Origin of the sequence: Actinokineospora sp. (genome assembly GCF_050699995.1) — a bacterium.
Taxonomy (GTDB): Bacteria; Actinomycetota; Actinomycetes; order Mycobacteriales; family Pseudonocardiaceae; genus Actinokineospora.
Map to the genome: position 1 here is coordinate 1 of NZ_JBOHGC010000380.1, position 22986 is coordinate 22986.

Annotated in this window: 18 protein-coding genes; 8 read left to right on the forward strand and 10 right to left on the reverse strand. The window is 71.9% G+C overall.

From position 1 onward, the window contains the following. The coding region (locus tag ACRDSQ_RS18720) for a protein kinase domain-containing protein (protein WP_431422840.1) at positions 1-895 on the reverse strand (895 nt) is incomplete at its 3' end. 344 nt (positions 896-1239) lie between these two features. Between ACRDSQ_RS18720 and ACRDSQ_RS18725 the strand changes: the two genes are divergently transcribed. Beyond that, positions 1240-1608: an Rv2175c family DNA-binding protein gene (locus ACRDSQ_RS18725; RefSeq protein WP_431422841.1), complete on the forward strand. Its 369-nt coding sequence runs from the start codon at positions 1240-1242 to the stop codon at positions 1606-1608. Here the strand turns inward: ACRDSQ_RS18725 and ACRDSQ_RS18730 are convergent. From ACRDSQ_RS18730 to ACRDSQ_RS18745, 4 genes are all read right to left on the reverse strand, one after another. Continuing rightward, positions 1577-2491, reverse strand: a complete 915-nt coding sequence (locus ACRDSQ_RS18730) for a phytoene/squalene synthase family protein (RefSeq protein ID WP_431422843.1) — start codon at positions 2489-2491, stop codon at positions 1577-1579. The two genes, ACRDSQ_RS18725 and ACRDSQ_RS18730, sit on opposite strands and share 32 nt — an antisense overlap. 49 nt (positions 2492-2540) lie before the next feature. After that, positions 2541-3956 carry a hypothetical protein gene (locus ACRDSQ_RS18735; protein WP_431422844.1) on the reverse strand — a complete coding sequence of 472 codons (1416 nt, stop codon included), beginning with the start codon at positions 3954-3956 and terminating at the stop codon, positions 2541-2543. Between the two features lie 81 nt (positions 3957-4037). Next, on the reverse strand, positions 4038-5567 hold the full coding sequence (gene crtI, locus ACRDSQ_RS18740) for a phytoene desaturase family protein (RefSeq protein WP_431422846.1): 1530 nt from the start codon (positions 5565-5567) through the stop codon (positions 4038-4040). Positions 5568-5569: 2 nt separating this feature from the next. Next, on the reverse strand, positions 5570-6688 hold the full coding sequence (locus ACRDSQ_RS18745) for a polyprenyl synthetase family protein (RefSeq protein WP_431422848.1): 1119 nt from the start codon (positions 6686-6688) through the stop codon (positions 5570-5572). A gap of 125 nt (positions 6689-6813) precedes the next feature. Between ACRDSQ_RS18745 and ACRDSQ_RS18750 the strand changes: the two genes are divergently transcribed. Continuing rightward, the gene (locus ACRDSQ_RS18750; RefSeq protein ID WP_431422849.1) at positions 6814-7698 is read left to right on the forward strand and encodes a methylenetetrahydrofolate reductase; all 885 of its coding nucleotides are present in this window, start codon (positions 6814-6816) and stop codon (positions 7696-7698) included. Between the two features lie 3 nt (positions 7699-7701). Here ACRDSQ_RS18750 and ACRDSQ_RS18755 read toward each other — a convergent pair whose 3' ends face one another. Continuing rightward, positions 7702-8379 carry an LppM family (lipo)protein gene (locus tag ACRDSQ_RS18755; protein WP_431422850.1) on the reverse strand — a complete coding sequence of 226 codons (678 nt, stop codon included), beginning with the start codon at positions 8377-8379 and terminating at the stop codon, positions 7702-7704. A gap of 90 nt (positions 8380-8469) precedes the next feature. On the opposite strand from ACRDSQ_RS18755, the gene ACRDSQ_RS18760 reads away from it, so the two are divergent. Continuing rightward, positions 8470-10158 carry a DUF885 domain-containing protein gene (locus ACRDSQ_RS18760; protein WP_431422851.1) on the forward strand — a complete coding sequence of 563 codons (1689 nt, stop codon included), beginning with the start codon at positions 8470-8472 and terminating at the stop codon, positions 10156-10158. On the opposite strand, the gene ACRDSQ_RS18765 is transcribed toward ACRDSQ_RS18760, so the two are convergent. Both ACRDSQ_RS18765 and ACRDSQ_RS18770 read right to left on the reverse strand, forming a co-directional pair. Further along, positions 10155-10721, reverse strand: coding sequence for a GNAT family N-acetyltransferase (locus ACRDSQ_RS18765; RefSeq protein WP_431422852.1), 567 nt, complete (start codon positions 10719-10721; stop codon positions 10155-10157). The two genes, ACRDSQ_RS18760 and ACRDSQ_RS18765, sit on opposite strands and share 4 nt — an antisense overlap. Then, the gene (locus ACRDSQ_RS18770; protein ID WP_431422853.1) at positions 10718-11227 is read right to left on the reverse strand and encodes a YbaK/EbsC family protein; all 510 of its coding nucleotides are present in this window, start codon (positions 11225-11227) and stop codon (positions 10718-10720) included. The genes ACRDSQ_RS18765 and ACRDSQ_RS18770 overlap by 4 nt, the downstream gene beginning before the upstream one ends. Positions 11228-11452: 225 nt before the next feature. Between ACRDSQ_RS18770 and ACRDSQ_RS18775 the strand changes: the two genes are divergently transcribed. The 3 genes from ACRDSQ_RS18775 (at position 11453) to ACRDSQ_RS18785 (ending at position 13696) form a co-directional block, all read left to right on the forward strand. Next, on the forward strand, positions 11453-12073 hold the full coding sequence (locus tag ACRDSQ_RS18775) for an SAV_6107 family HEPN domain-containing protein (RefSeq protein WP_431422854.1): 621 nt from the start codon (positions 11453-11455) through the stop codon (positions 12071-12073). Further along, positions 12070-12840, forward strand: coding sequence for a maleylpyruvate isomerase family mycothiol-dependent enzyme (locus tag ACRDSQ_RS18780; protein WP_431422856.1), 771 nt, complete (start codon positions 12070-12072; stop codon positions 12838-12840). The genes ACRDSQ_RS18775 and ACRDSQ_RS18780 overlap by 4 nt, the downstream gene beginning before the upstream one ends. 121 nt (positions 12841-12961) lie before the next feature. Next, entirely contained in the window at positions 12962-13696 is a 735-nt protein-coding gene (locus ACRDSQ_RS18785; protein ID WP_431422857.1) for a VOC family protein, read from the forward strand. A gap of 212 nt (positions 13697-13908) precedes the next feature. On the opposite strand, the gene ACRDSQ_RS18790 is transcribed toward ACRDSQ_RS18785, so the two are convergent. Beyond that, complete coding sequence (locus tag ACRDSQ_RS18790; RefSeq protein WP_431422858.1) at positions 13909-18471, reverse strand: ATP-dependent helicase; 4563 nt, start codon at positions 18469-18471, stop codon at positions 13909-13911. A gap of 178 nt (positions 18472-18649) precedes the next feature. On the opposite strand from ACRDSQ_RS18790, the gene ACRDSQ_RS18795 reads away from it, so the two are divergent. Continuing rightward, a complete protein-coding gene (locus ACRDSQ_RS18795) occupies positions 18650-20614 on the forward strand; it encodes an Hsp70 family protein (RefSeq protein ID WP_431422859.1) in 1965 nt (654 codons plus the stop codon). Positions 20615-20630: 16 nt separating this feature from the next. Continuing rightward, positions 20631-22391 carry an Hsp70 family protein gene (locus ACRDSQ_RS18800; RefSeq protein WP_431422860.1) on the forward strand — a complete coding sequence of 587 codons (1761 nt, stop codon included), beginning with the start codon at positions 20631-20633 and terminating at the stop codon, positions 22389-22391. 6 nt (positions 22392-22397) lie between these two features. On the opposite strand, the gene ACRDSQ_RS18805 is transcribed toward ACRDSQ_RS18800, so the two are convergent. Further along, positions 22398-22986, reverse strand: a 589-nt coding sequence (locus ACRDSQ_RS18805) for a DUF2332 family protein (RefSeq protein ID WP_431422862.1), incomplete at its 5' end; no start/stop codon positions are given.

Here is a 22986-nt window from a genome sequence, read left to right on the forward strand (position 1 = left end):
GCTCGCGGACCGACAGCAGCTCGCGGAGGAAGGCGGCGCCGTCGGCGGGCCGCGCCCCCGGGTCGCGGCGGGTCGCCCGGACCACCAGGTCGTCGAGCAGCGCCGGGACGCCGGGGGTGGACGAGCCGGGCGCGGGCATGTCCTCGTTGACGTGGCGGTAGGCCACCGACAGGGCGTTGTCGCCGTTGTACGGGGTGCTCCCGGTGAGCATCTCGTAGAAGACGATCCCCGCCGAGTACACGTCGCCGCGCGCGGTCGCGGTGCCCGCCTCGACCTGCTCGGGCGAGAGGTAGGAGACGGTGCCGAGGATGACGCTGCTCTTGGTCGTGCCGGGGCTGGCCACGGCCCGGACCAGCCCGAAGTCGGCGACCTTCACCACTCCGCCGGTCCCGATCAGCACATTCTCCGGCTTCACGTCGCGGTGGATCAGCCCGGCCTCGTGGGCGGCGCCGAGCGCGGCCAGGACCGGCTCCATGATCGCCACGGCCAGCGGCGCGGGAAGCGTCCCCCGCTGGGCGAGCAGGTCACGCAGGGTGCCGCCGGAGACCAGTTCCATCACCAGGTACACGTGCTCGCCGTCAAGCCCCTGGTCGTGCACGGCGACCACGTTCGGGTGGTGGATCTTCGCGGCCGACCGGGCCTCCCGCTCGAACCGCTCGACGAACGACTTGTCGTCGGCGAACCGGGAATCCATCACCTTGATCGCCACCGGCCGGTCCAGCCGGGTGTCGAGCCCCCGGTAGACCGCCGACATGCCCCCGCGCGCGAGCAGCGCGTCGACTCGGTAGCGCTGCTCCAGCAGTGCTCCGATCAGCCTCGGTCCCTTGTCCGCCACAGTCGTGGATCGTACGGAGCCACGCCGGTGAGCGTGGCCGCCCCCGCCTGTCTTTGGCATCCACCCCGTCTGAAGCAGGGATCCAACCGTACCCAGCTCACTCGGAGATGGTCGTGTTGAGGTTCACGGTTCGTCGGTCCGCCCGACGGCAGGCCTCCCCGTGCAGCCACGGCATGCCCTGCCGCGGCGTCCAGTGCGCGTGCTGCTCCACCGCAAGATTCCAGACGAACCGGACGTGCCCGCAATGGCCAGCAACACTCGCTCCTGAGCGGTTGTCGGTTGAAGACGGAACCGGGACATGCCGATCAACCTAACGACCACCACCGACAAAACAGGAGGTCCTGGTGACGGAGATGGTCAGGGGCTCAACCATCCAGAGACGTTTGTGACTATCGTTGTTCCCCGTGAGTTCGATTCCCGCCGCCACCGACGTCCTGGACGCCTCGGTCGACGTGCTTCCGCTGCCCGATGTCGCCGAGCGGCTGAACCAGCCCATCACCCGCGTGCACCAGGCGCTGCGTGACCGCCATCTGATCGCCATCCGCCGCAAGGGTGTGCTGATGGTCCCCGCGGCCTTCCTCAACGACGAGGGCGAGGTCGTCAAGGGTCTCGTCGGCACGATCACCGTGCTCCACGACTCCGGGTTCGGCCCCGACGAGATGCTGCGCTGGCTCTTCGCCGAGGACGACACGCTCCCCGGCACCCCGATCGACGCGCTGCGCGGCGACCGGGGTCGTGAGGTCAAGCGCCGCGCGCAGGCTCTCGCGTTCTGATCCGAGCCGCCAGGCACCTGGCCGCGCCCGGCAGCGCCACCGCGAGCCGCCGGGCCGGGGGCACCACCGCGCGACCGGCCAGCACGTCGTAGTCGGCCGCCGCGATCTCGTCGAGGATGCCGCCGTAGAGCCGCGACGCGGTCTCCACGCACGGCCGTGCCACCGGGTCGAGCAGGCCGATACCGGGCTCGGCGGCCCGGTAGAGGGCCCTCGTGTGGGCGACCAGGTGCGCGATCGCCCGCCTGATCGCCCGATCCGTCCGTCCCGTGCGCACCGCGTGCAGCAGCCGCTCCCGGTCGACGCCGAACGACGCCAAGTGGTCGGCGGGCAGGTAGACCCGGCCCCTGGCCAGGTCCTCGCCGACGTCGCGCAGGAAGTTCGTCGCCTGGAACGCCTCGCCGAGCCCCCGCGCGTAGGGCGCGGCTTCGGCGCGCGGACCGACCGTGCCCAGGATGGGCAGCATCATCAGCCCGATCACACCGGCCGACCCGTGCGTGTACACGGCGACGTCGTCGAGGGTCGCGTAGTCGGTGACGGTCAGGTCCATCCGCATGGACGCCAGGAAATCGGTGAACAGCCCCGGGTCGAGGTCGTAGCGGCGGACCGTGTCGGCCAGCGCGGGCAGCGCCGGATGCGGCGTCGGCTCGCCCGCCAGCGCGTCCTTCAGGCAGATCTCCAGGTCGCCCAGCGCCCCGGACGGGTCGGGGCCGGGGGCGTCGACGATCTCGTCGGCCAGCCGCGCGAACGCGTAGAGGGCGTGCACAGCGGGACGCCTGCGCGCGGGCAGCAGCCGGGTCGCGAGGAAGTAGCTGCGGCCGTAGTGGGCGTTGATCCGGCGGCACGCCGCGTAGGCGGTTCGGAGGGTGGGTTCGTGGGCACGCATGGCGCGCGCCATCGTCGCACGCGCGCCCGGCGGAGCCGATTCGAACGTGTCAGCGCTTACAGCTCGCCCACTGGCCGGTGGGGCATTCGCCCTTCTCGGTCTTGTACTTGTCGACCAGCTGCTGGGTCAGCCCCTGCGCGGCGGCCGCCTCGTCGGTCGCGGTGAGCAGGTCCACGCCGCAGCCGGAGCCGGTGGACCGAAGGCACGTCGGCAGCTGCTGGTCGGCGTGGTCCTCCCAGAACTTGCCCGCGACCACGCCGTACTTCCAGACCTTCGCCTGCCGGGCGGAGTCGGAATAGGTGATCGCGTAGACGTAGTGCGAGCCCTCGGCCTTGCCCGCTTTCGGATCCGCTGGCTTCGCCCCGGCCCGCGCGGTGAGCTGCGCCAGGTCAGGCGCGTCGGCGAGGACCACCGTGGACCACTCGACGCTGTACGGGTGGCTGCCGGGCACCGAGTTGGCCCGCTGGTAGAACTTGACCCACTCCGGGCTCGCCAGCGTGCAGGTCGCGCTGCCGCCCTGTCCGGGGGCGACCGGGCCCGCGGTGGCGTCGCACACGCCAAGCGGGGCGTTGTCGCCCTGCCAGACGCCGCGCACGGACACCTTCACCGCGACCTTCGCCGGGTTCGTGAACTGCACGATGATCGAGCAGCTCGCCGCACCGCAGGCGTCGAAGTTGTGCGTGCCTTCCTGGACGGTGGTCAGCACGTCGATGGGGGCGGTGAGGCCCGCCGCCTGGGTCGCGGTGTCCTGGTAGAACTTGCCCAGGTTCGCGGTGGCGTCGCTGACCGTGGTGACCAGGTCGCGCACGCTGCTGGTGTCGGCGCGGCCCACCCGGTCGGTCTCGACCTTGAGCACACCGTGCGGCGCCTTCTCGTCGACGTAGACCGTGCCGCCGCCGGTGGTGACCTTGACCGCGCGCGCCGACCCGACGTCGACCCGCTCGCCCTCACCGATCGCGCGCTCACCAGCCTGTTCGGTGCCCTTGGCGAGGTTCTGGCCGAGCACGTCGGGCAGGAACACGTCGCCGAACTCGATCCCGATCAGGCTGCCGGGGACCTTGACCCAGCGGTCGGCCACCGCGGTGCCCTTGTTCTCGCCGTTGGCGACCCCCGACAGGGCGGCCCAGAAGTCGGCGGCCGCTTTGACGTAGGTGGCCTTGTTGACCACGAGCAGCGTGGCGGGCTTGCCGTCGTGGGTGAACGTGCCGTGGATCTCGCCGGTCTGCGCCGCGGTGAGGTCGAAGGTCACCGGGTCGTCCGAGGCTGACGACATCGTGCCCTGGTAGTGGACCGCGCCCGCCTCGCCCAGGTTGATCAGCGACTGCGTGATCGACTCGGCCGCCGTCGGCGGCGCCACCTCGGCCGCGATCGGGCTGCCCGACACGGCGTTGCTGCATCCGGCCACCGCGAGCACGGCCGATCCGAACACGGCCGCCAACCGGCCGCGCCTTGGTACCCGCGTCACCGCACCCCACCTCACTGACATCTCGCCGCCGCCCGCCGCAGCATTATCGCTGTCGACGGCGATGAAACCGCTAGCGGAACCTCACAGTCCGCTTACGGATTGCCCCCGCACGCTCGTCGCGGTCACCAGTCGCCCAGCGATCCGCTGGGCGGCCAGCCTGCCGGAGATCACCACCGGCGGGATCCCCACCCCAGGCGTCGTCCCGCTTCCCGCGAGCACCACATTATCGACACCGCGGACCAGGTTCCTCGGCCGGAAGGGTCCAGTTTGGGCGAATGTGTGGGCCACCGAGAACGGACTGCCCTCGGCCAGGCCCGCCGCCTCCCAGTCGGCGGGCGTGACCAGCCGCTGCATCTCGATCGATGAGTCGAACCCGGTCAGCCCGCGCCGCTCCAGCACCCGAACAAGATCATCACGATAGCGCGGCCCGATCCGGTGCCAGTCGATCGGGCCGGTGCGCAGGTTCGGGCAGGGCGCCAGCACCGAGATCTGTTGCCTGCCATCGGGGGCCAGCGTCGGGTCCGTCGCGGTCGGCCGGGTGACCAGCAGCGACGGGTCGCTCATCAGCACACCTTCGCGGGTGATCTCCTGGAAGGTCCGCTCCCAGGCACGGCCGAAGAAGATCGTGTGGTGGTCGAGTTCGGCCCAGGAGCGCGTGGTGCCGGTGTGCAGCACGACGGCCGAGGGGGAGTAGCGCAGCGGGAGCGGGCGGCGCGGTGTCACGCCGAGCAGCCGGTAGCTCGCGGCCAGGTCAGCGGTCAGCACGACGGTGTCGCACGCGATCCGCTCACCGGTCGTGGTGCGCACGGCGCCGACCCGGGTGCCCACCCGCTCCAACCAGGCCGCGCTGGTCGAGTACCGCACGTGCACGCCCGCGCGGGCCGCCGCGCCCGCCATGGCCTCCGCCACCGCGCCGACCCCGCCGCGCGGGAACGAGACACCCGCGACGGTGTCCATGTACGCGATGACCGCGTAGGCCGCCAACGCGCGACTCGGCGGTACCCCCGCGTAGAGCGCCTGGAACGAGAACAACCGGCGCAACCGGTCGTCGGACAAGAACCGGCCCACCGCGGGGCCGAGCCTGCCGAAGCCGCCGAGCGCGGCGAGCCGGGCCAGTTCGGTGCCGACCAGGTCGGTGGGGGAGTCGAAGTTGGCGCCGATGAACCGGTCACGCTGGACCTGGTAGAGGTCGGTCAGCCACGCGCGGAGCCTGCGGTAGCCCTCGGCCTCGCGCGGTCCGGCCGTCGCGCGGATCTCGGCCTCCATGGCCGCGGCGTCGGTGTGCACGGCGATCGTGCTGCCGTCGGCGAACCGGGCCCGGTACGCCGGGTCCAGCTTGATCAGGTCGACCTCGGCGGCCAGCGACGTCCCGACCGCGGCGAACGCCTCGTCGATCAGCTCGGGCATGGTCAGCACGGTCGCGCCGGTGTCGATCCGGTAGCCCTCGATCGTCTCCTGGCCCGCGCGCCCGCCGGGCTTCGCGGCGGCCTCGATCACGGTCACCTCGCGGCCGGTGCCCGCCAGGTGCAGGGCCGCCGACAGGCCGGACAGGCCCGCGCCCACGACGACGACATGGTCGGTGCGGCCGGGGATCGTCTTGCGGTCGGCCACGGTCAGTGCGCCCTGCGGGTGGCGGCGACCGCGAGGTCGGACAAGACCTTTCCGGCGGGCGCGTCGAGGTCGGCGGCGGCCAGGGTGCCGAGCGCGGTCCCGGTCAGCTCGTCGATGCGGCGGTCGAGTTCGGCGACCGCGCCGAGGTCGGTCAGCAGCTCACGGGCCCGCTCGACGGTCGCCGTGGTGAGGTTGTCGTCGCCGAGGGCGCCGCGCAGCAGCGCCGCGTCCGCCGTGCGCCTGGCCGCGTCGGCGTTGGCGAGGCCGACCGACATCAGCAGGGTCCGCTTGCCCTCGCGCAGATCGTCGCCCGCGGGCTTTCCGGTGACGTCCGTGTCGCCGAACATGCCGAGCAGGTCGTCGCGCAACTGGAAGGCTAGACCCACGTCGGCACCGAAGGAGCGCAGCGCGGCGACCGTCGGTTCGGGCGCGCCCGCGAGCGCCGCGCCGAGGTGCAGCGGGCGCTCGACGGTGTAGGCGGCGGTCTTCATCCGTGCGACGCTGAGCGCCGCCTCGGCCGACTCGTCGCCCTTGGCCTGGGTCAGCACGTCGAGATACTGCCCGGCGAGCATCTCCGCCCGCATCGCCCGCCATGGGACCTGGCCTGCGGCCTGGCGCACCGGGTCGACGCCGGAGCCCGCGAACATGTCGTCGGCCCACGCCAAAGCGAGGTCGCCGAGCAGGATCGCGGCGGCCGCGCCGAACCGCTCGGACTCACCCAGCCAGCCGCGCTCGCGGTGCCGGGCGGCGAAGGAGACATGGACCGTCGGCTTGCCCCGGCGCATCGCGGAGGCGTCCATCAGGTCGTCGTGCACCAAGGCGCAGGCCTGGATCAGCTCCAGGGCGCTGACCGCGCGCAGCACGGCGTCGGCCCGCGCACCCGCGCCCGCCCCGCCCGTGCCGCGCCAAGCCCACCACGCGAAGGTCGGCCGCAGCCGCTTGCCGCCACCGAGCACGAACTCGGCCAGCGACCCCACCGCGGAGCCGAACGACGGTGCCATCTCGGCCATCCCCGCGTGGCGGGTGGCCAGGTAGTCGGCGAGGGCCCGTTCGACGTGATCGGCGACCGCGCCGTCAACGGACTCTGGGTCGAATACCGGGGTTTCCGGGGCCTGCTGCACACCGCTATGGTCCGCTGTAACGAAGAAGCTGGCAGCAGCGGGGGTGCCCGGGTGACCTCCGGCGACCTTCTTCCAAAGTGTGGGAGTGCTGTCCCAACCGTCGGACGGTCGATACTCTTCAGTACATGACCACCGTTGTGCAGCGAATCCGCTCGGACAGGCCGGTCTTCTCGGTCGAGTTCATGCCCCCGAGGGACCAGGCGGACGAACGACGGCTGTGGAACGCCATCCGCGAACTCGAGGGCTTCGACCCCGCGTTCGTGTCGGTCACCTACGGCGCGGGCGGCTCCAGCCGCGACCGGACCATCCGCACCACCGGCCGGGTCGCGCGCGAGACCACCCTGGTCTCGATGGCCCACCTGACCGCGGTCGGGCACTCCGTCGCCGAACTGCGCAACGTCATCGGCTGGTACGCGGCCCTTGGCATCCGCAACATCCTCGCCCTGCGCGGCGACCCGCCCGGCGACCCCAACGGACCGTGGGTCGCGCACCCCGAGGGCCTGAACTACGCCGACGAACTCGTCGCGCTGGTGCGCGAACTCGGCGACTTCTGCGTCGGCGTCGCCGCCTTCCCCTACGGGCACCCGCAGTCGGCCGACATCGACGCCGACACCGAGAACCTGCTCCGCAAGTTCCGCGCCGGGGCCGACTTCGCTATCGCGCAGCTGTTCTTCGAACCGGAGGACTTCCTGCGCCTGCGCGACCGGGTCGCCGCCAAGGGCTGCGACGCCGTCCTGCTGCCCGGCGTGATGCCGCTGACGACCCCGAAGATCCTGGCCAAGACCGTCGAGCTGTCCGGCGCCCCCGTGCCCGCCCGCATCGCCGCCCGGCTCGACCCGCTGGTCGGCGACGCGGCCGCGTTCCGGGCCGAGGGCATCGACCTGGTCACCGAGGTATGCGAGCGGCTCATCGCCGAAGGCGTTCCTGGCCTGCACTTCTACACGTTCAACCGGGCCAAGGCGACGCGGGAAGTGGTGGCCCGGCTCGGCATGGTGCCCAGCCGGACCTGAACCTCAGCCGCCGAGCCGCTCGCGCGCGACAGTGCGCCGGTGAGTGAACAGCGCCAGGGCCAAGACCAGCAGCGCGACACCGACCGCCGACGCGCCCACGATCGTGACCCACTTCGTCCACGAGACGCCCGAGGAGTCCGTGTACTGCACGGTCGCGTTGAACTCGGTGACCGCGCCCGGCTTCGGCTTCCAGCTGATCGTGCCGTTGTCGTCGACCCCGTTGGTCCGGGTGACCGTCCCCGGCAGCGTCACCTTGAACTGCACGTCGGCGCGGTCCTTCGGCAGCTCGGAGAGGTCGACCGAACCGGCCATCGTCACCAGGTCGCCCGCGCGTCGGAAGCTGAGCCGGTACTGCTTGCCGACAGTGATCGAGTCCGACAGGATCCCGACCTCGGCGAAGGTCAGTTCCTGCAGCGTGATGGTCTGCCCGATGTAGCCGTCGGCGGCGTAGACCTGCGTCTTCACCTTGCCTGCCAGCTCGGGCGGGATCTTCAGCGCGGGACCGGTGTCACCCTGCTTGATCGAGACCGCGGCGATGACGAGCTGGCCGGAGACGAGGTCGTTCTCCGAGACGGTCATCGATGCCTGGACCCGGACGCAGCCGGACAAGGTCAGCACGGCGAGAAGACACAGCAGGGCGAAAGCGGCCCACCTGGGAAAACGCGGGATGGCCTGATGCACTCAGCCATCCTGCCGGCTGTGTCCCCCGCACCGCCGCCCGGCTGTTTATCGGTTGCCTGCGCGCAGTGACCGGACGGTAGCGTGCGAGACATGGTGTCCTTACCGCACGCCGGCGTGCACAAGATCAGTGATTCCTATGTCGACGACTCGGCGGCGGCGGAGCCGATCCTCGCCACCTACCTCGGCATCGCCGGATACGACGACCAACTTCCCGACTTGTCGCCGGAGGGAGTCGACCGCAGAGCGGTGATCGCCGGCGCCGCGCTGGCCGCGATGACCGCCGCCGAACCGGCCGATGTGTCCGAGGCCAACGCCAAGGCCGTGTTCCTCGAACGGGTCGGCCTGGAGGCCGAACTGCACGACGCGGGCGAGTTCTACCGCACCCTCAACGTGATCGCGAGTCCCGCGCAGGACGTGCGGCAGGTGTTCGACCTGATGCCGACGGCCACCGCCGAGGACTGGGTGGTGATCGCCAAGCGGCTGTCCGCCGTTCCCGCCGCGCTCGCCGGTTACCAGGAGTCCCTGCGGTTCGCCGCGGCCCGGGGCGACGTCGCCGCGCTGCGCCAGATCACCAAGACCGCCGAGCAGTGCCAGACCTGGGCGGGCCGCGGCGACGCCAAGTCGTTCTTCGCCGCTTTCGCCGAAGGCGCCGACGGGGTCGCCGAGGGCGCCCTGCGCGCCGAGATCGACGCGGGCGCCAAGGTCGCCGCCGAGGCCTACGGGGACCTCGCCGACTTCCTGACCGGCGAACTGGCCCCCAAGGCGAGCAGCGAGGACGCGGTCGGCGAGGAGCGCTACCGGCTCTGGTCCCGCGAGTACACCGGCGCCACCCTCGACCTGCACGAGGCCTACGAGTGGGGGTGGGCGGAGTTCACCCGGCTCGAGACGGAGATGAAGGAGGTCGCGGGCCGCATCGCGCCCGGCGGCGCCATCGCCGACGCGGCGGCCAAACTCGACGCCGACCCGCGCTACCAGGTGCGCGGCAAGAAGGCCTTCGAGGAGTGGATGCAGGGCCTGTCCGACCGGGCGCTCTCCGACCTGCGCGGCGTGCACTTCGACATCTCCGACGAGATCATGCGGCTCGAGTGCAAGATCGCCCCGCCCGGCGGCGGCGTCGGCGCGTACTACACCGGGCCGACCGACGACTGGAGCCGCCCGGGACGCATGTGGTGGTCGGTACCCGCGGACCGCGAGGAGTTCTCCACCTGGCGCGAGGTCACCACGGTCTACCACGAGGGCGCGCCGGGGCATCACCTGCAGATCGCCACCGCGGTGTCGCAGGGGGCGAGCCTCAACAAGTTCCAGCGCCTGCTCACCTGGGTGCCCGCCTACGGCGAGGGCTGGGCCCTCTACGCCGAGCGCCTGATGCGGGAGTTCGGCTACCTCGAGGACGACGGCGACCTGCTGGGCATGCTCGACGCCAACATCTTCCGCGCGGCCAGGGTGATCATCGACATCGGCATGCACCTGAAGCTGGAGATCCCGCGCGGCGCGGGCTTCCACGACGGCGAGCGGTGGTCACCCGAGCTGGGGCTGGAGTTCCTGCTCACCCGCACGATCACCGACAAGGCGCACGTGCACGACGAGATCGACCGCTACCTCGGCTGGCCGGGCCAGGCCCCGACCTACAAGCTCGGCGAACGCCTCTGGCTGCAGGCCCGCGACGAATACCAGGCGCGGCAGGGCGAGAACTTCTCGCTCAAGACGTTCCACCAGCGGGCCCTCGAGATGGGCGCGATGGGTCTGGACACCCTGCGCACCCGCCTAGCGGCCCTCTAGAGGGGAAGCGGGCGGCCCAGGACCCCGAAAGGGCGTGGGTCGCCCGTGAACTGGTAGTCGCGCAGGACGTCGTCGAAACCGAGCCTGCGGTAGAGCCGCCAGGCGCGTGAGGAGCCCTCCGGGGTGGACAGCAGCACGTTGGACGTGTCCGCCCCGGAGACCAGCCTGCGCACCAACTCCTCGCCGATGCCCTGCCCCTGGCGGTCGGGCCGCACGTGCAGCTCGGTCAGCTCGAAGTAGTCCGACATCCACGCCTCGGCGACGGCGGGCCCCCGGTTCTCGGTCACGCCGCGGCGCACCTGCTCATGCCACCACTGGCCGGGCGAACCCCGGTAGCCGTAGGCGATGCCGGTCATCCGGTCGTCGCTGTCGAAGGCGGCCACACAGCGCCAGCCCGCGCGGAGCATGTGCGCGAGCCACATCGGGGCCCGTTGCTCAACTGTGCCCTTCGGGTAGCGCATGGCGGTGACGTAGAGCGCCAGCGCCTCGCGCAGGCGCACCCGCAGCTCCTCGGAGCTCAGCTCGGCGAACCTGTCGACGCGGGGGGAGGGGACGGCGGTCACGAGGCCCGATCATCCTCCTCGCGCGCGACATCCGCAGCCGTGCCCCCGGTGAGCGTCACCAGGTCGGTGAACGTCGTGGGGAACAGGGACTTGGGGTGACCCGCGGCCGCCCACACCACGGCGTGGCGGGCGAGATGGCGGTCGACCAGCGTCTTCAGCGGCGCCGGGTGTCCGGTGGGGGCGACGCCGCCGATCGGCTGGCCGGTGTGCTCCCGGACGTACTTGGCGTCGGCCCGGCCCACCTCCCGCACGCCTGCCAGGTAGGCCAGCAGCGCGGTGTCGGCCCGGTGCGCGCCTGAGGTGAGCGCGAGCAGCGGCCCGCTGTCGGTGCTGAAGACCAGACTGTTTGCGATGGCACCCACGTCCACCCCCAGCGCCGCCGCGGCCGCCGCGGCGGTCTTCACGTCGGCGTCGAGGATCCGGATGCCGTCGGCGGCCTGGTCCATCCCCGCTTCGCGCAGAGCCGCGGCGACCTTGGCCACCGCGGGGTGTTCGAGTGTGCTCACCGCTCCATCTCACCATCTCTGATCTGGTCGTGGGCAAGTAGTCCACAGGTCACACCGAGCCTGCTTGAAGCACGCGTGCCGGCGGGTTAGGCTGGCATTGTTCGAACATTAGTTCGAATCTGCTCGGTGGTGGGGCGGGGGAAGCGCCTCACCACCGAGCGCCGCCGGCTCCCCCTCGGCGCCGCCCGTCACCAGCCGTGACGGAAATCTTGCGAGGAGGCCACGATGACCAGCACCTTGGACTTCCCAGTCACCCCGGCGACAGCGTCGGACGGGTACGCCGAAGCCGAGTTGGGCTTCGCCCCGCTTGCCCCGCGCACCCGATCCCACCATGGCATCGCCCCGACCCCTCGCCGCGTATCAGCGGCGGTCCAGCCCGATTTGGGCCTGCACCCAGCCGACCCGATGCCGGTCCAGGGCGGGGTGACCGCGGCATCGGCTGGGCAGGGGGAGCGGGGCCTCGTCCCCGCGGCGCCCCCGGCCGCCTTTGGCCTGCTCGCCCAAGCCGAGCAGGGACTCACCGCCGCCGTCCGGCAACCCCAGCCCGCCCAGCGTTTCGCCGAGGCGTACCTCTGCGCGCTTCGGGCAGCCGCGGCGCTGCTCGCCGCCCGCGGGCGGCCGCACCGTGGGCGGGCCAAGCCGACGAGTGTGTGGACCCTGCTCTCGTCGGTCGCACCGGAGATGCGGGAATGGGCGGCGTTCTTCGCCTCCTGCTCCACCACCCGCGCCGCCGTCCAGGCGGGCATCACCAGCCGAGTCGGTCCCCGCGCCGCCGACGATCTGGTCCGCCAGTCCGGGCAGTTCATCGCCCTCGTCCACCGTGCCGTGCACGGCGACAGGCGATGAGCGGGACGCCGCTCCTGGATTACGACAGATACCTCGACATCATCGAACACGAAGGAGGCTTGCTCGCCACGTCCGCCGAGGCCGCCGACCACGACCGCCCCATCCCCGGCTGCCCCGGCCTGGACATCGGCGAAACGGTCCGGCACGTCGGCAGCGTCTACCGGACCGTGGTGTCCTGGATCCGGGCGGGCGACCGCCCGACGGCCTGGCAGCGCCAACCCCTCGGCGACCAGACCGTCGAGGACTACCTCCGCGACGGTCTGCGGGCCATCCTCGGTGAACTCGCCACCCACCACCCCGACGAACCCTGTCCCACCTGGGACCCAGCGCAGCACCACTACGGCTTCTGGCGTCGCCGCATGGCCCACGAGAGCACGGTCCACCGCATCGACGTCCAGACCGCGGCGGGCGGGACGATCGACCTGGTCGAGCCCGAGGTGGCACTCGACGGCATCGACGAGGTCCTGCGGCTGTGGTTCACCCACCGCCTGTCGGTCCTCGGCGTCTCCGGCACCCGCCGGGGCACCGTCGCCATCAACGCGGGGGACAGGTTCTGGCTCGCCACCCTGGGCCCGGTCAGCACCAAGGCGACGCGGGCCACGGCGGCGGAGGCGGAGACCGCGGACGCCTCGGTCAGCGGTGACGCGCTGGAGCTGTACCTGTGGTTATGGGGCAGGCGGGCGGTGTTCGACCGGGCGCTCACGCTGGAGGGAGATCTCGACATCTCCTCCCAGATGTGGGCCCTCCTGCGCCTGGCCACCCGCTGACGGCGCCGGAAACCGCCGGACGTCGCGGACCCTCGTCGGCGTGATCTTCGAAAGTGCTGGTCGGCGCGTCGGCGGGTGGATGTCAGAACGCGATGTCGCGTACGCGGCTACCGTGTCCGGTATGTCCACCCGCCTGGCGAGCGTCGTGATCGAAGCGGCGGATCCGAGTGCCGCCGCCGAGTTCTGGTACGTCATGCTCGGCGGCACCGCCGTCCCCGACGGTGCCCGGGGCCGCAGGCTGGTGGCGCCGGAGATCGGTGGCTGCGACCTTGACCTGGTGTTCGTCCCCGCACACGGCGCGAAGACCGCCAAGAACCGCATCCACGTCGACCTGGCCACCGAGAGTCCACACGAGTACCAGGTCCTCACCTCCCTCGCCGCGGACATCGGCGCCCGAGTCGTCGACATCGGCCAGGGGCCCGCCATGCCGTGGACGGTGTTCCAGGACCCGGAGGGCAACGAGTTCTGCGTCCTCGAACCACGGGAGCTCTACACCGACACCGGCCCGCTCGCCGCCGTGGTGATCGACTCGGTCGACCCGGCCCGGGTCGCGGACTTCTGGTCGGCGGCGACCGGGTGGCCCGTCGTGCACGTCTGCGAGGACTCGGCCGCGCTGCGCCCGTTGAACACCCACGGCCCCTGGATCGAGTTCCTCCGCGTACCCGACCCGAAGCACACCCCGAACCGCATCCAGTTCGACATGTTCCCCACCGACATCGAGGACCCCGTCGGCTGGCTGCTCGCCCTCGGCGCCACGCGGCTGTCCGGCCGCGCGCTGGCCGACCCCGAGGGCAACGAGTTCAACCTGGTGTCCGAACCGGCCATTGACATCCCGGTCCGCCGCTCCAGCCACTAACGTCGAGAACGTGTCGACCGGCCAGGTGAACCTCGTCGTGGACAGCGCCGATCCACCGGCGCTGACAAGGTTCTGGGCTGACCTCCTACCTCCCGCCCGACGGAGCGCGGGTCCAGGCCCCCGGGCTGACGCCGGCAACGAGTTCCACGGCACCAATTGAGTCAATACCGAGCCGGTGCTTGTCGGTGGTTAGCTGTGCTTTGCCTGCCTTGCTATGCCCGTAGCCGTAGGCCCTTGGGAGTGGCACGGAAACCCGCGTCGCGCAGGACTGTTGCCAAGGCTGACGTCAGGGCGACTTCGCCATCGGCTTTCTGCACCGAGAGGGAGCCGAGCCAGCCGTCCCGGACGGCCCGGGAGAGGGCTTCGGCGGCTGCCCGTAAGGCGGGTTCCTCGTCGGTGAACGACAACAGGGAGCGGCCGCCGCGTTCGACGTACATGGCGGGGACGCCGTCCACCAGCACGACCAGTGCGCCTGCCTTGCGGCCCGGGCGGTGTTTGCCTTCCCCCAACGGTTCCGGCCAGGTGAGTGCCGCGCCGTACGGCTGGGCCGGGTCGGCGGCGGCGAGGACGGTGGCGGGGAATTCGGGCGCGTCGGCCGCGTCGGCGCGGGACAGGGCCCGCAGGCGGTCGACGGCGCCGCGGGCGGCGAACTGGGAGGCGCCCAAGCCTTCGACGACGTAGCCGCGGATGATCTGGCCGGACTCCTCCATCGCCCGCAGCACCTTGTAGATGCCGCTGAAGCCGCCCGTGACCCGCTCGGTGTCCAGTGCGCCGCGGGTGAGGACGCCGTGGCGTTCAAGGAATGCCTCCGCGCGGGCGTGGGCGCGCCGCGTCGGGTCTTGTTCGCGGGGGACGACGAGAGACCAGCGGCCGCCGACGGTGGGCGGCCCGGTGCGCGTTGGCATGTCGGGACGTGCGGTGCGCAGCCGGGCGTAGCGCCCGCGTGGGGCTGTTCGGCGGGGACGGTGCGCGGCGCCCTTGCCGGAGACCAAAGCGCGCAGCGGCGCGATGGTGTCGTTGGTGATCAGGCCGCCCCACACCAGGTCCCACAGTGCGGCGATGACATCCGGGTCGTTCGGGGACTCGGCGCCGCCGTCGAGCAGGATGGCGCCGGTGCGGTCGGCGACTTGCCGGAAGAACAGCGCGCCACCGTCCAAAGCGGACAGAACCGCCGTGTGCAACGGCGTGTCGGGAACAGCGTCCTCGACCTCGGGGAGCAACAGGTCGGCCACATCCGCGGGCGCCAGCGCGATCCAGCCGTCGCCGCCCGCCAGCGCGCCGGTGCCGCACCAGGTGACCTCGCCCGCCGCTGTCAGCTCGTCGAGCAGTGCGGGGGAGTAGCCGGGCAGGCGCGCGGGCAGGACCAGCGACTCCAAGGCGCTCGCCGGGATCGGTGCTCCCGCGAGCTGCTCCACCACCGCCAGGACATCGTCGGCCGTCGTCGAGGAGCGCGACTTGCGGCCGATGCCGTGCCAGCTCGGCAGGAACCGGCCCAGCGCCGCCGGTTCGACCGGCTCGACCTCGGCCCGCAGCCGCGCCAGCGACGAGCGCCGCAGCCGCCGCAGGACGTCGGCGTCGCAGTACTCGACGGCCGCGGGCGGCTCCGGGCCGCTGATCGGCCGCAGCTCACCACGCACCAGCCTGCCCGCGCCCACCAACCGCTCCAGCACACCGGTCACCACCGAGGTGCCGAGCCCGAACCGGGCGGCGGCCTCCGCCGCGGGGAACGGACCATGCGTGCGGGCGTAGCGGGATAGCAAGTCGCCCAGCGGATCGGCGACCGGCTCGGTGAACACCTCGGGGACGCCGACCGGCAGCGCCGTGCCGAGCGCGTCGCGGACCCGGCCCGCGTCCTCGATGGCGATGAACCGCTCGTCGCCCGCGATCCGCACCCGCAGCACTCGACGCGCCGCCTCCAGCTCCGCCAGCCACTGCGGCGCCACGCCCCGCGCCTGCGCCTCCTCCTCGGACAGATCTCCCAGGAACCGCAACAGATCCGCCGCGTCCTCGGCGTGCCGGGCGTGTCGGCTCGGGTCGAGCCGCTGCAGTGAGCGCTCCACTTCGGCCAGCACGTCCGGGTCGAGCAGTTCGCGGATCGCCTCGGAACCGAGGAGTTCGGCCAGCAGTGCGCTGTCGAGCGACAGGGCCGCCGCCCGCCGTTCCGCGAGGGGGACGTCGCTGCCGTAGAGGAACATGCCTACGTACCCGAACAGCAGGCTGCGCGCGAACGGTGACGCGGACTGTGTCTGCACCTCCACCACCCGCACCCGGCGGGCACGCACGTCCGACATCAGCTCACGCAGGCCGCCCACGTCGTAGACGTCCTGCAGGCATTCGCGCATGGCCTCCAGCACGACCGGGAACTGCTCGTACTTCGCCGCCACCGAAAGCAGCTGCGCCGAGCGCTGCCGCTGCTGCCACAGCGGGGTGCGCCTGCGCGGATCCCGCCTGGGCAGCAACAACGACCGTGACGCGCACTCACGGAACCTTGCGGCGAACAGCGCCGACCCGCTGACCTCCGCCACCACGATTTGCTCAACCTCGTCCGGGTCGAGCAGCACATCCTCCGCGCCCGCCACGACTTCTCGGCCCTGGTCGTCGACCGCGTCGGGAAGCCGGATCACGATGCCGTCGTCGCCGTGCGCGATCTGCGCCTCCACCCCGCGCCGCTCGCGCAGCCGAGCCCCGATCGCCAGCGCCCAAGGCGCGTTGACCTGACCGCCGAAGGGCGAGTGCACGACCAGCCGCCAGTCGCCCAGCTCGTCGCGGAAGCGCTCGACCACGATCGTCCGGTCGTCCGGCACGTGCCGAGTCGCCTCGCGCTGCTCGGACAGGTACGCGAGCAGGTTGTCCGTCGCCCAGCCGTCCAAACCGGCCACGGCGGCACGGTCCCGCGCGGCGGCATCGTCCACACTGGACAGTTCACGGACGAACTTGCCCAGCGCCCGCCCGAGTTCCAGCGGACGCCCCGGCGCGTCACCCTTCCAGAACGGCATCCGGGCGGGCTCGCCCGGCGCGGGCGTGACGATCACCCGGTCGTGCGTGATGTCCTGCACCCGCCAGGCGGAGGTGCCGAGCAGGAACGTGTCGCCCACTCGCGACTCGTAGACCATCTCCTCGTCGAGCTCGCCGACCCGCGACCCCGCCCCGCGTTCATCGGGTGGAGTCATCACGGTGAACAGCCCGCGGTCGGGGATCGTGCCACCGGAGGTGACCGCGAGCCGTTGCGCGCCAGGCCTTCCACGCAGCTCACCGCTGATCCGGTCCCATGTCACCCGGGGCCGCAGCTCACCGAATTCCTCGCTCGGATAGCGGCCCGCCAGCATGTCGAGCACCGCGTAGAGCGCCGAATCCGGCAGCGACGCGAACGGCGCCGCCCGCCGCACCAGCGTGGCGAGCTCGGTGACAGTCCACGGTTCCACCGCGACCATCGCGACGATGTGCTGCGCCAGCACGTCGAGCGGGTTGCGCGGGTATCGGACGGACTCGATCGCCCCCTGCGCCATCCGCTCGGCCACCACCGCGCAGGACACCAGGTCGCCGCGGAACTTCGGGAACATCACACCGCGGGACACCGCGCCCACCTGGTGGCCCGCCCGCCCGACACGCTGCAGCCCGGACGCGACCGTCGGCGGCGCCTCCACCTGCACCACCAGGTCGACCGCGCCCATGTCGATGCCCAGCTCCAGCGACGATGTCGCCACCACGCAGGGCAGCCGCCCGGATTTGAGGTCTTCCTCGACCAGGGTCCGCTGCTCGCGCGACATCGAGCCGTGGTGCGCCCGCGCGATCACCGGCGAGGCCATCGTGGTGTGACCCGACTGTCCGATCGCCTCCGCCGGGAAGCGGTCGAGGTCGAGCACCTCCTCGTCGGCGAGTTCGTTGAGCCGGGCGGTCATCCGCTCCGCGAGTCGCCGCGAGTTCGCGAAGACAATCGTCGACCGGTGCGCCCGCACCAGTTCGAGCACCCGGCGCTCCACCATCGGCCAGATCGAGGCGGTGGTCCGGTCGTTGGCGTCGTCGTTGTGCTGCTCGGTGAGGTTCGACATGTCCTCGGTGGGGACCTCGACCCGGACCTCCACCGTCTTCCCGATCTTCGGCTGGACCAGGGTGACCGGCCGCCCGCCGCCGAGGAACCCGCTCACCTCGTCGACCGGTCGCACCGTGGCCGACAGCCCGATCCGCTGGGCAGGCCGCTGCAGCAACGCGTCCAACCGCTCCAGCGACAGCGCCAGGTGTGACCCGCGCTTGGCCCCGGCGACCGCGTGCACCTCGTCCACGATCACCGTGCGCACCCCGCGCAGCGACTCCCTTGCGGCTGACGTGCGAAGCAAGAACAGCGACTCCGGCGTGGTGACCAGCACGTCCGGCGGCGTCCTGGCGAACGCGCGGCGCTCGTCGGCCGGTGTGTCGCCGGTCCGCATGCCCACCGTGATGTCCGGCTCCGGCAGGCCGAGCCGGTGCGACGCCTGCCGGATGCCCGCCAGCGGCGCCCGCAGGTTGCGCTGCACATCGACCGCCAGCGCCTTGAGCGGAGACACATAGAGAACACGGCAGCGGTGTTTCACGTCGACCGGCGGGCCCTCGGCGGCCAGCCGGTCGAGCGCCCAGAGGAACGCCGCCAGCGTCTTGCCGGACCCAGTCGGCGCCACCACCAGCGCGTGCTCGCCGCCCGCCGCCGCCCGCCATGCCCCCGTCTGGGCATCGGTGGGCGCGACGAAGGCGCCCGCGAACCACTGTCTCGTCGCGGGCGTGAACAGGTCGAGCGCGTTCACCGCCACATGTCAATGCTTACCCGACGGCACCGACACCGCCGAGTCCTCCGGCGTCGCCTGTGGACAACTTCGCCGAGCAGTTCGCCCTACCGCGACCGCGCGAAAGGTCGGGCATGGGACTATCTGCGACGACTACCCGGGGGCTTGAGGTGTAGTCGGGTGCGATGAGGGGAGAGCAGTGAACGTCCTGTCGGTGGATCTCGGCACGTCGAACACCGTTGCCGTGCTGTCCGCGCACGGCCGCCCGCCGAGGGTGGTCGACGTCGACGGGTCGTCGATGATGCCGTCCGCGGTGTTCGCGGCCGAGGACGGCGGGCTGGTCGTGGGCCGCGACGCCGAGCGCCGCGCCCGGCTCGACCCCTCGCGCTTCGAGCCCAACCCCAAGCGCCGCGTCGACGAGGGCACGCTGCTGCTCGGCGACACCGTCGTCCCCGTCACCGACGCGCTCGCGGGAGTTCTCCGCCGCGTCGCGGACGAGACCTCCCGGCAGCTCGGTGGCGCCAAGCCCGACGAGGTCCGGCTGACCCACCCCGCGCAGTGGGGCCCGGTGCGGCGCAACGTGCTGCTCTCCGCCGCGCGGCAGGCGGGGATGGGCTCCAACCTCGTCTTGGTCCCCGAACCGGTGGCCGCCGCCGCGCACTTCGCGTCCTTCCCCGGCCAGACCCTCGGCGCCGGTCAGGCACTCGCCGTCTACGACCTCGGCGCGGGCACGTTCGACGTCGCGATCGTCGGCGCCACGCAGAAGGGTTTCGCGGTTCTCGCCGAGGCGGGTCTGCCCGACCTCGGTGGCCTCGACGTCGACCAGGCGCTCCTCGAACACGTCGGCCGCCAGGTCTCCCACCGCGACCCTGCGGGTTGGCAGCGCCTGCTGCGCCCGGAATCCACCGGAGACCGGCGTGCCCAGCGCGCGCTGCGCGAAGACGTCAAGGCTTCCAAGGAAGCACTGTCGCGGCACCCGCAGACGGAGGTCCCGCTGCCCGAGCCGTTCGATGACGTGCTGGTCAGCCGGGTCGAGCTGGAGGCGATGATCCGGCCGGGGATGCTGCGCAGCGTCGAGTTGCTCGCCGCGACCATCCGCTCCACCGGCATGACCCCCGACCGGCTGGTCGGCATCTACCTCGTCGGCGGTTCGAGCCGGATCCCGTTGGTCGCCACCCTGATCGCCGAGCAGCTCAGGGTCGTGCCGACCAGCCTGGACCAGCCCGAGACGGCCGTCGCCCTCGGCGCGCACCACGTGCCGCAGGAGGGCGTGACCATGCGCACCGGCGACATGAGCAGCACCGTCGAGTCGGTCCAGCGCACCCAGGCGATCGTGCCGCTGCGGACCGGCGGATTCGCCGCCCAGTCCGCCCAGCCTGCTCAGACCGCCCATCCCGCCGCCCGGCAGCAGTTCCCGCAGAGCGGTCCGCAGCGCGTCCTGCCACCCCCGCCGCAGCACCGGCCCCAGCAACAGCCCAAGCCGCAGCCGCAGGTCCACCAGCAGGCTCAGACCGGACCGCAGTCGGCGCCGACGCCGGTGCAGACGCGGCCCGCGCCGCCGCGGTTCCCGGCGCAGCCCGCCCCGCGGGCAAAGCCGCAGTCGAACAAGGTCTGGTACCTCGCGACCGCGGTCGTCGCGGTGGTCGTGATCGGCATCGTCAGCGTCATCATCGCCATCACGGGCTCCTCGGGCGGGGTGACCGCCGACTGCGCGGACAAGCAGACCGACGGCCAGGGCTTCACCCCGTGCATGCGGGAGGTCGCGGGCACGGTCGTCAGCAAGGGCGACTGCGAGTCCGGCGCGAACTTCGGCGGCCAGGCCATCGCGACCCCGGGCGCGACGTCGGCGACCTGCAAGATCGGCGGCAACTACCTGGCGATCTATATCCAGTTCGATTCCGCCGACGTGGTCGACGCGAACGTCCAGACCGCGCTGACCAGTCTGAAAGCAGGCGCCAAGAACGTCAGCGACGGCGACTGGAGCGGTGGGGGCATGTCGGGCAAGTACCACTCGGTGGAGATCGCGACCGGGTCCGAGATGCTCATCTACACCGTGGAGAACACACCGATCATGGGCTGGGTCATCGCGACCGGTCCCGTGAGCGGCAAGACCAAACTCCTGTCCTACTTCAACGAGCACATCAAGCCGGGAAGCACCGGCTGACAAAGGGGAGCGCGCTGTGAACGTCCTGTCCGTCGACCTGGGGACGTCCAACACCGTCGCGGTGCTTTCGGCGCACGGGCGCGCGCCGCGGGTCATCGAGGTGGACGCGTCGGCGACCATGCCGTCCGCGATCTACGCCGACGAGGACGGCGGACTCGTCGTCGGTCGCGACGCCGAGCGGCGGGCCCGGCTGGACCCCTCGCGTTTCGAGCCCAACCCCAAGCGCCGGGTCGATGAGGGCACGCTGCTGCTCGGCACCACCGTCGTGCCGGTCACCGACGCCCTAGCGGCGGTCTTGCGACGGGTCGCGGACGAGACCTCGCGCCAGCTCGGCGGCGCCAAGCCCGACGAGGTCCGGCTGACCCATCCCGCCCAGTGGGGTCCGGTGCGACGCAACGTGTTGCTCTCCGCCGCGCGGCAGTCGGGTCTCGGATCGAACCTCGTCCTGGTCCCCGAACCGGTCGCCGCGGCGGCGCACTTCGCCTCCTTCGGCCACACCCTCGCGCCCAACCAGGCGCTCGCCGTCTACGACCTCGGCGCGGGCACGTTCGACGTCGCCATCGTCGCCGCGACCCGGAACGGGTTCGCCGTGCTCGCCGAGAACGGCCTGCCCGACCTCGGCGGCATGGACGTCGACCAGACGCTGCTCGAACACGTCGGCCGCCAGGTCTCCCACCGCGATCCGGGCGGCTGGCAGCGGCTGCTGCGCCCGGAGTCCCTCGCCGACCGGCGTGCGCGCCGCGCCCTGCTGGAGGACGTGAAGGCGGCCAAGGAAGCGCTGTCGCGGCACCCTCAGACCGAGGTGCCGATGCCCGAGCCGTTCGACGACGTGCTGGTCACCCGGGCCGAGCTGGAGGCGCTGATCCGGCCCAGCATGCTGCGCAGCGTTGAGTTGCTTGCAGGCACGATCCGCTCGACCGGACTGTCCCCGGACCGACTTGTGGGGATCTACCTCGTGGGCGGCTCCAGCCGGATCCCGCTGGTCGCGACTTTGATCGCGGAGCAGCTCCGCGTGGTGCCCACGAGCCTTGACCAGCCGGAGACGGCCGTGGCCCTCGGCGCGCACAACGTGTCCCAAGAGGGCATCAGCATGCGCACCTCCCAGGTCGGCCCGCAGTCCGGGGGAGTGCAGGCCCAGCGTTTCCCGCAGCCGTCGACCGGAGGGTTCCCCGCCCAGCAGAACTTTCCGCAGCAGGCGAACTTCCCGAGCCTGGCCGGTAATTTCCCGACCCCGCCCCGGCAGTCCGCCGCGGCCACGGGCCGCAAGAAGCTCGTGGTCACCGCCGTCGCGGCGGTGGTCGCGCTGGCGGCGGTCGCGGGAGGGATCTTCTTCTTCACACGGTCGGGTGAACTTCCGACCGCTCAGTCCTGCGCCACCAAGGGAACGCCCGACGACAGGGGCTTCACCGACTGTCTGCGGCAGCTCGCGGGCGGTGTGCCGGACGCCCACACCTGCGAGCGCGGCGCCGACGTCACCTGCGCGCTGCCGGACGCGTACCGCGTCACGTATACCCACGCCGGCTCCACCGAGGATGTCCAGCGCGTCTGGGCGACCGAGCTCGGCAAGGTGGACGCGGGTGAGCACGTCGTCGCCGACTGGCAGGGCAACGGCCTCGACGGCAAGCTGCGCGCGGGCGTCAAGGACGGGGTCGGGGTACTGGTCTTCACGGTCAAGGACCGGCCGCTGGTGGGCACGCTCACGAAGTCCGACGCGGGTGACCTCAGCCCGGACAAGCTGGCGGATTACTTCGCCACCAACGTCCAGCCGGGCGCCTAGCGCCGCTCAGTCGGCCAACCACGCCAGCAAGCGGCCCTGCGACCAGCAGCGGCCGACGGCCTCGGCGCGCAGAGTCGACCCGTCGAACACCGCCAGGCCGATGATGCTGTGGCCGGAGGCGCGCCGATCACCCAGCGTCGGTATCGCGGGCGCGACTCCGACTCCCTCCGCGGACACCCAGGCCACCGGCCTGCCCGTGGCCGCTTCGTCCAAGCGGTGCAGGAAGCGGAGGCGGCTTTCGAGGGAGTAGCGCGACAGCGCCCAGGTCGTGGTGACCACAGGCAACGCGGCTGCCGGGACCTGGGCGAAGGCGTCGGGCAGCATCTCGGTGGCGTCGCCGCGCAGCAGCAGCCGAGGGGTCGTCGCGGCCAGCGTCAGCTCCGCTTCGAGCCTCGCGGCCCGCTCCCGCTGATCCGGCGGCAGGCAGGCACGCAGCCACCGGGCGTCATCCGGGTCCGTCACGTCGACCGGATCGAGGTCGACGCCGACCCGGGCAACGACCTCGGGCATCGCCCGCATCGGGATGGGCCGGTCTCCCACGATCGAAGACGACAGCTGCACGGGAGATGACGGGTCGCCCAGCGATTGTCCGTTG

Bases quoted from the DNA above. Each gene is read 5' to 3' on its own strand.
- ACRDSQ_RS18785 (WP_431422857.1), top strand. From the start codon at position 12,962: ATGTCCACCCGCCTGGCGAGCGTCGTGATCGAAGCGGCGGATCCGAGT.
- ACRDSQ_RS18760 (WP_431422851.1), top strand. From the start codon at position 8,470: ATGGTGTCCTTACCGCACGCCGGCGTGCACAAGATCAGTGATTCCTAT.
- ACRDSQ_RS18775 (WP_431422854.1), top strand. From the start codon at position 11,453: ATGACCAGCACCTTGGACTTCCCAGTCACCCCGGCGACAGCGTCGGAC.
- ACRDSQ_RS18750 (WP_431422849.1), top strand. From the start codon at position 6,814: ATGACCACCGTTGTGCAGCGAATCCGCTCGGACAGGCCGGTCTTCTCG.
- ACRDSQ_RS18730 (WP_431422843.1), bottom strand. From the start codon at position 2,491: ATGCGTGCCCACGAACCCACCCTCCGAACCGCCTACGCGGCGTGCCGC.
- ACRDSQ_RS18780 (WP_431422856.1), top strand. From the start codon at position 12,070: ATGAGCGGGACGCCGCTCCTGGATTACGACAGATACCTCGACATCATC.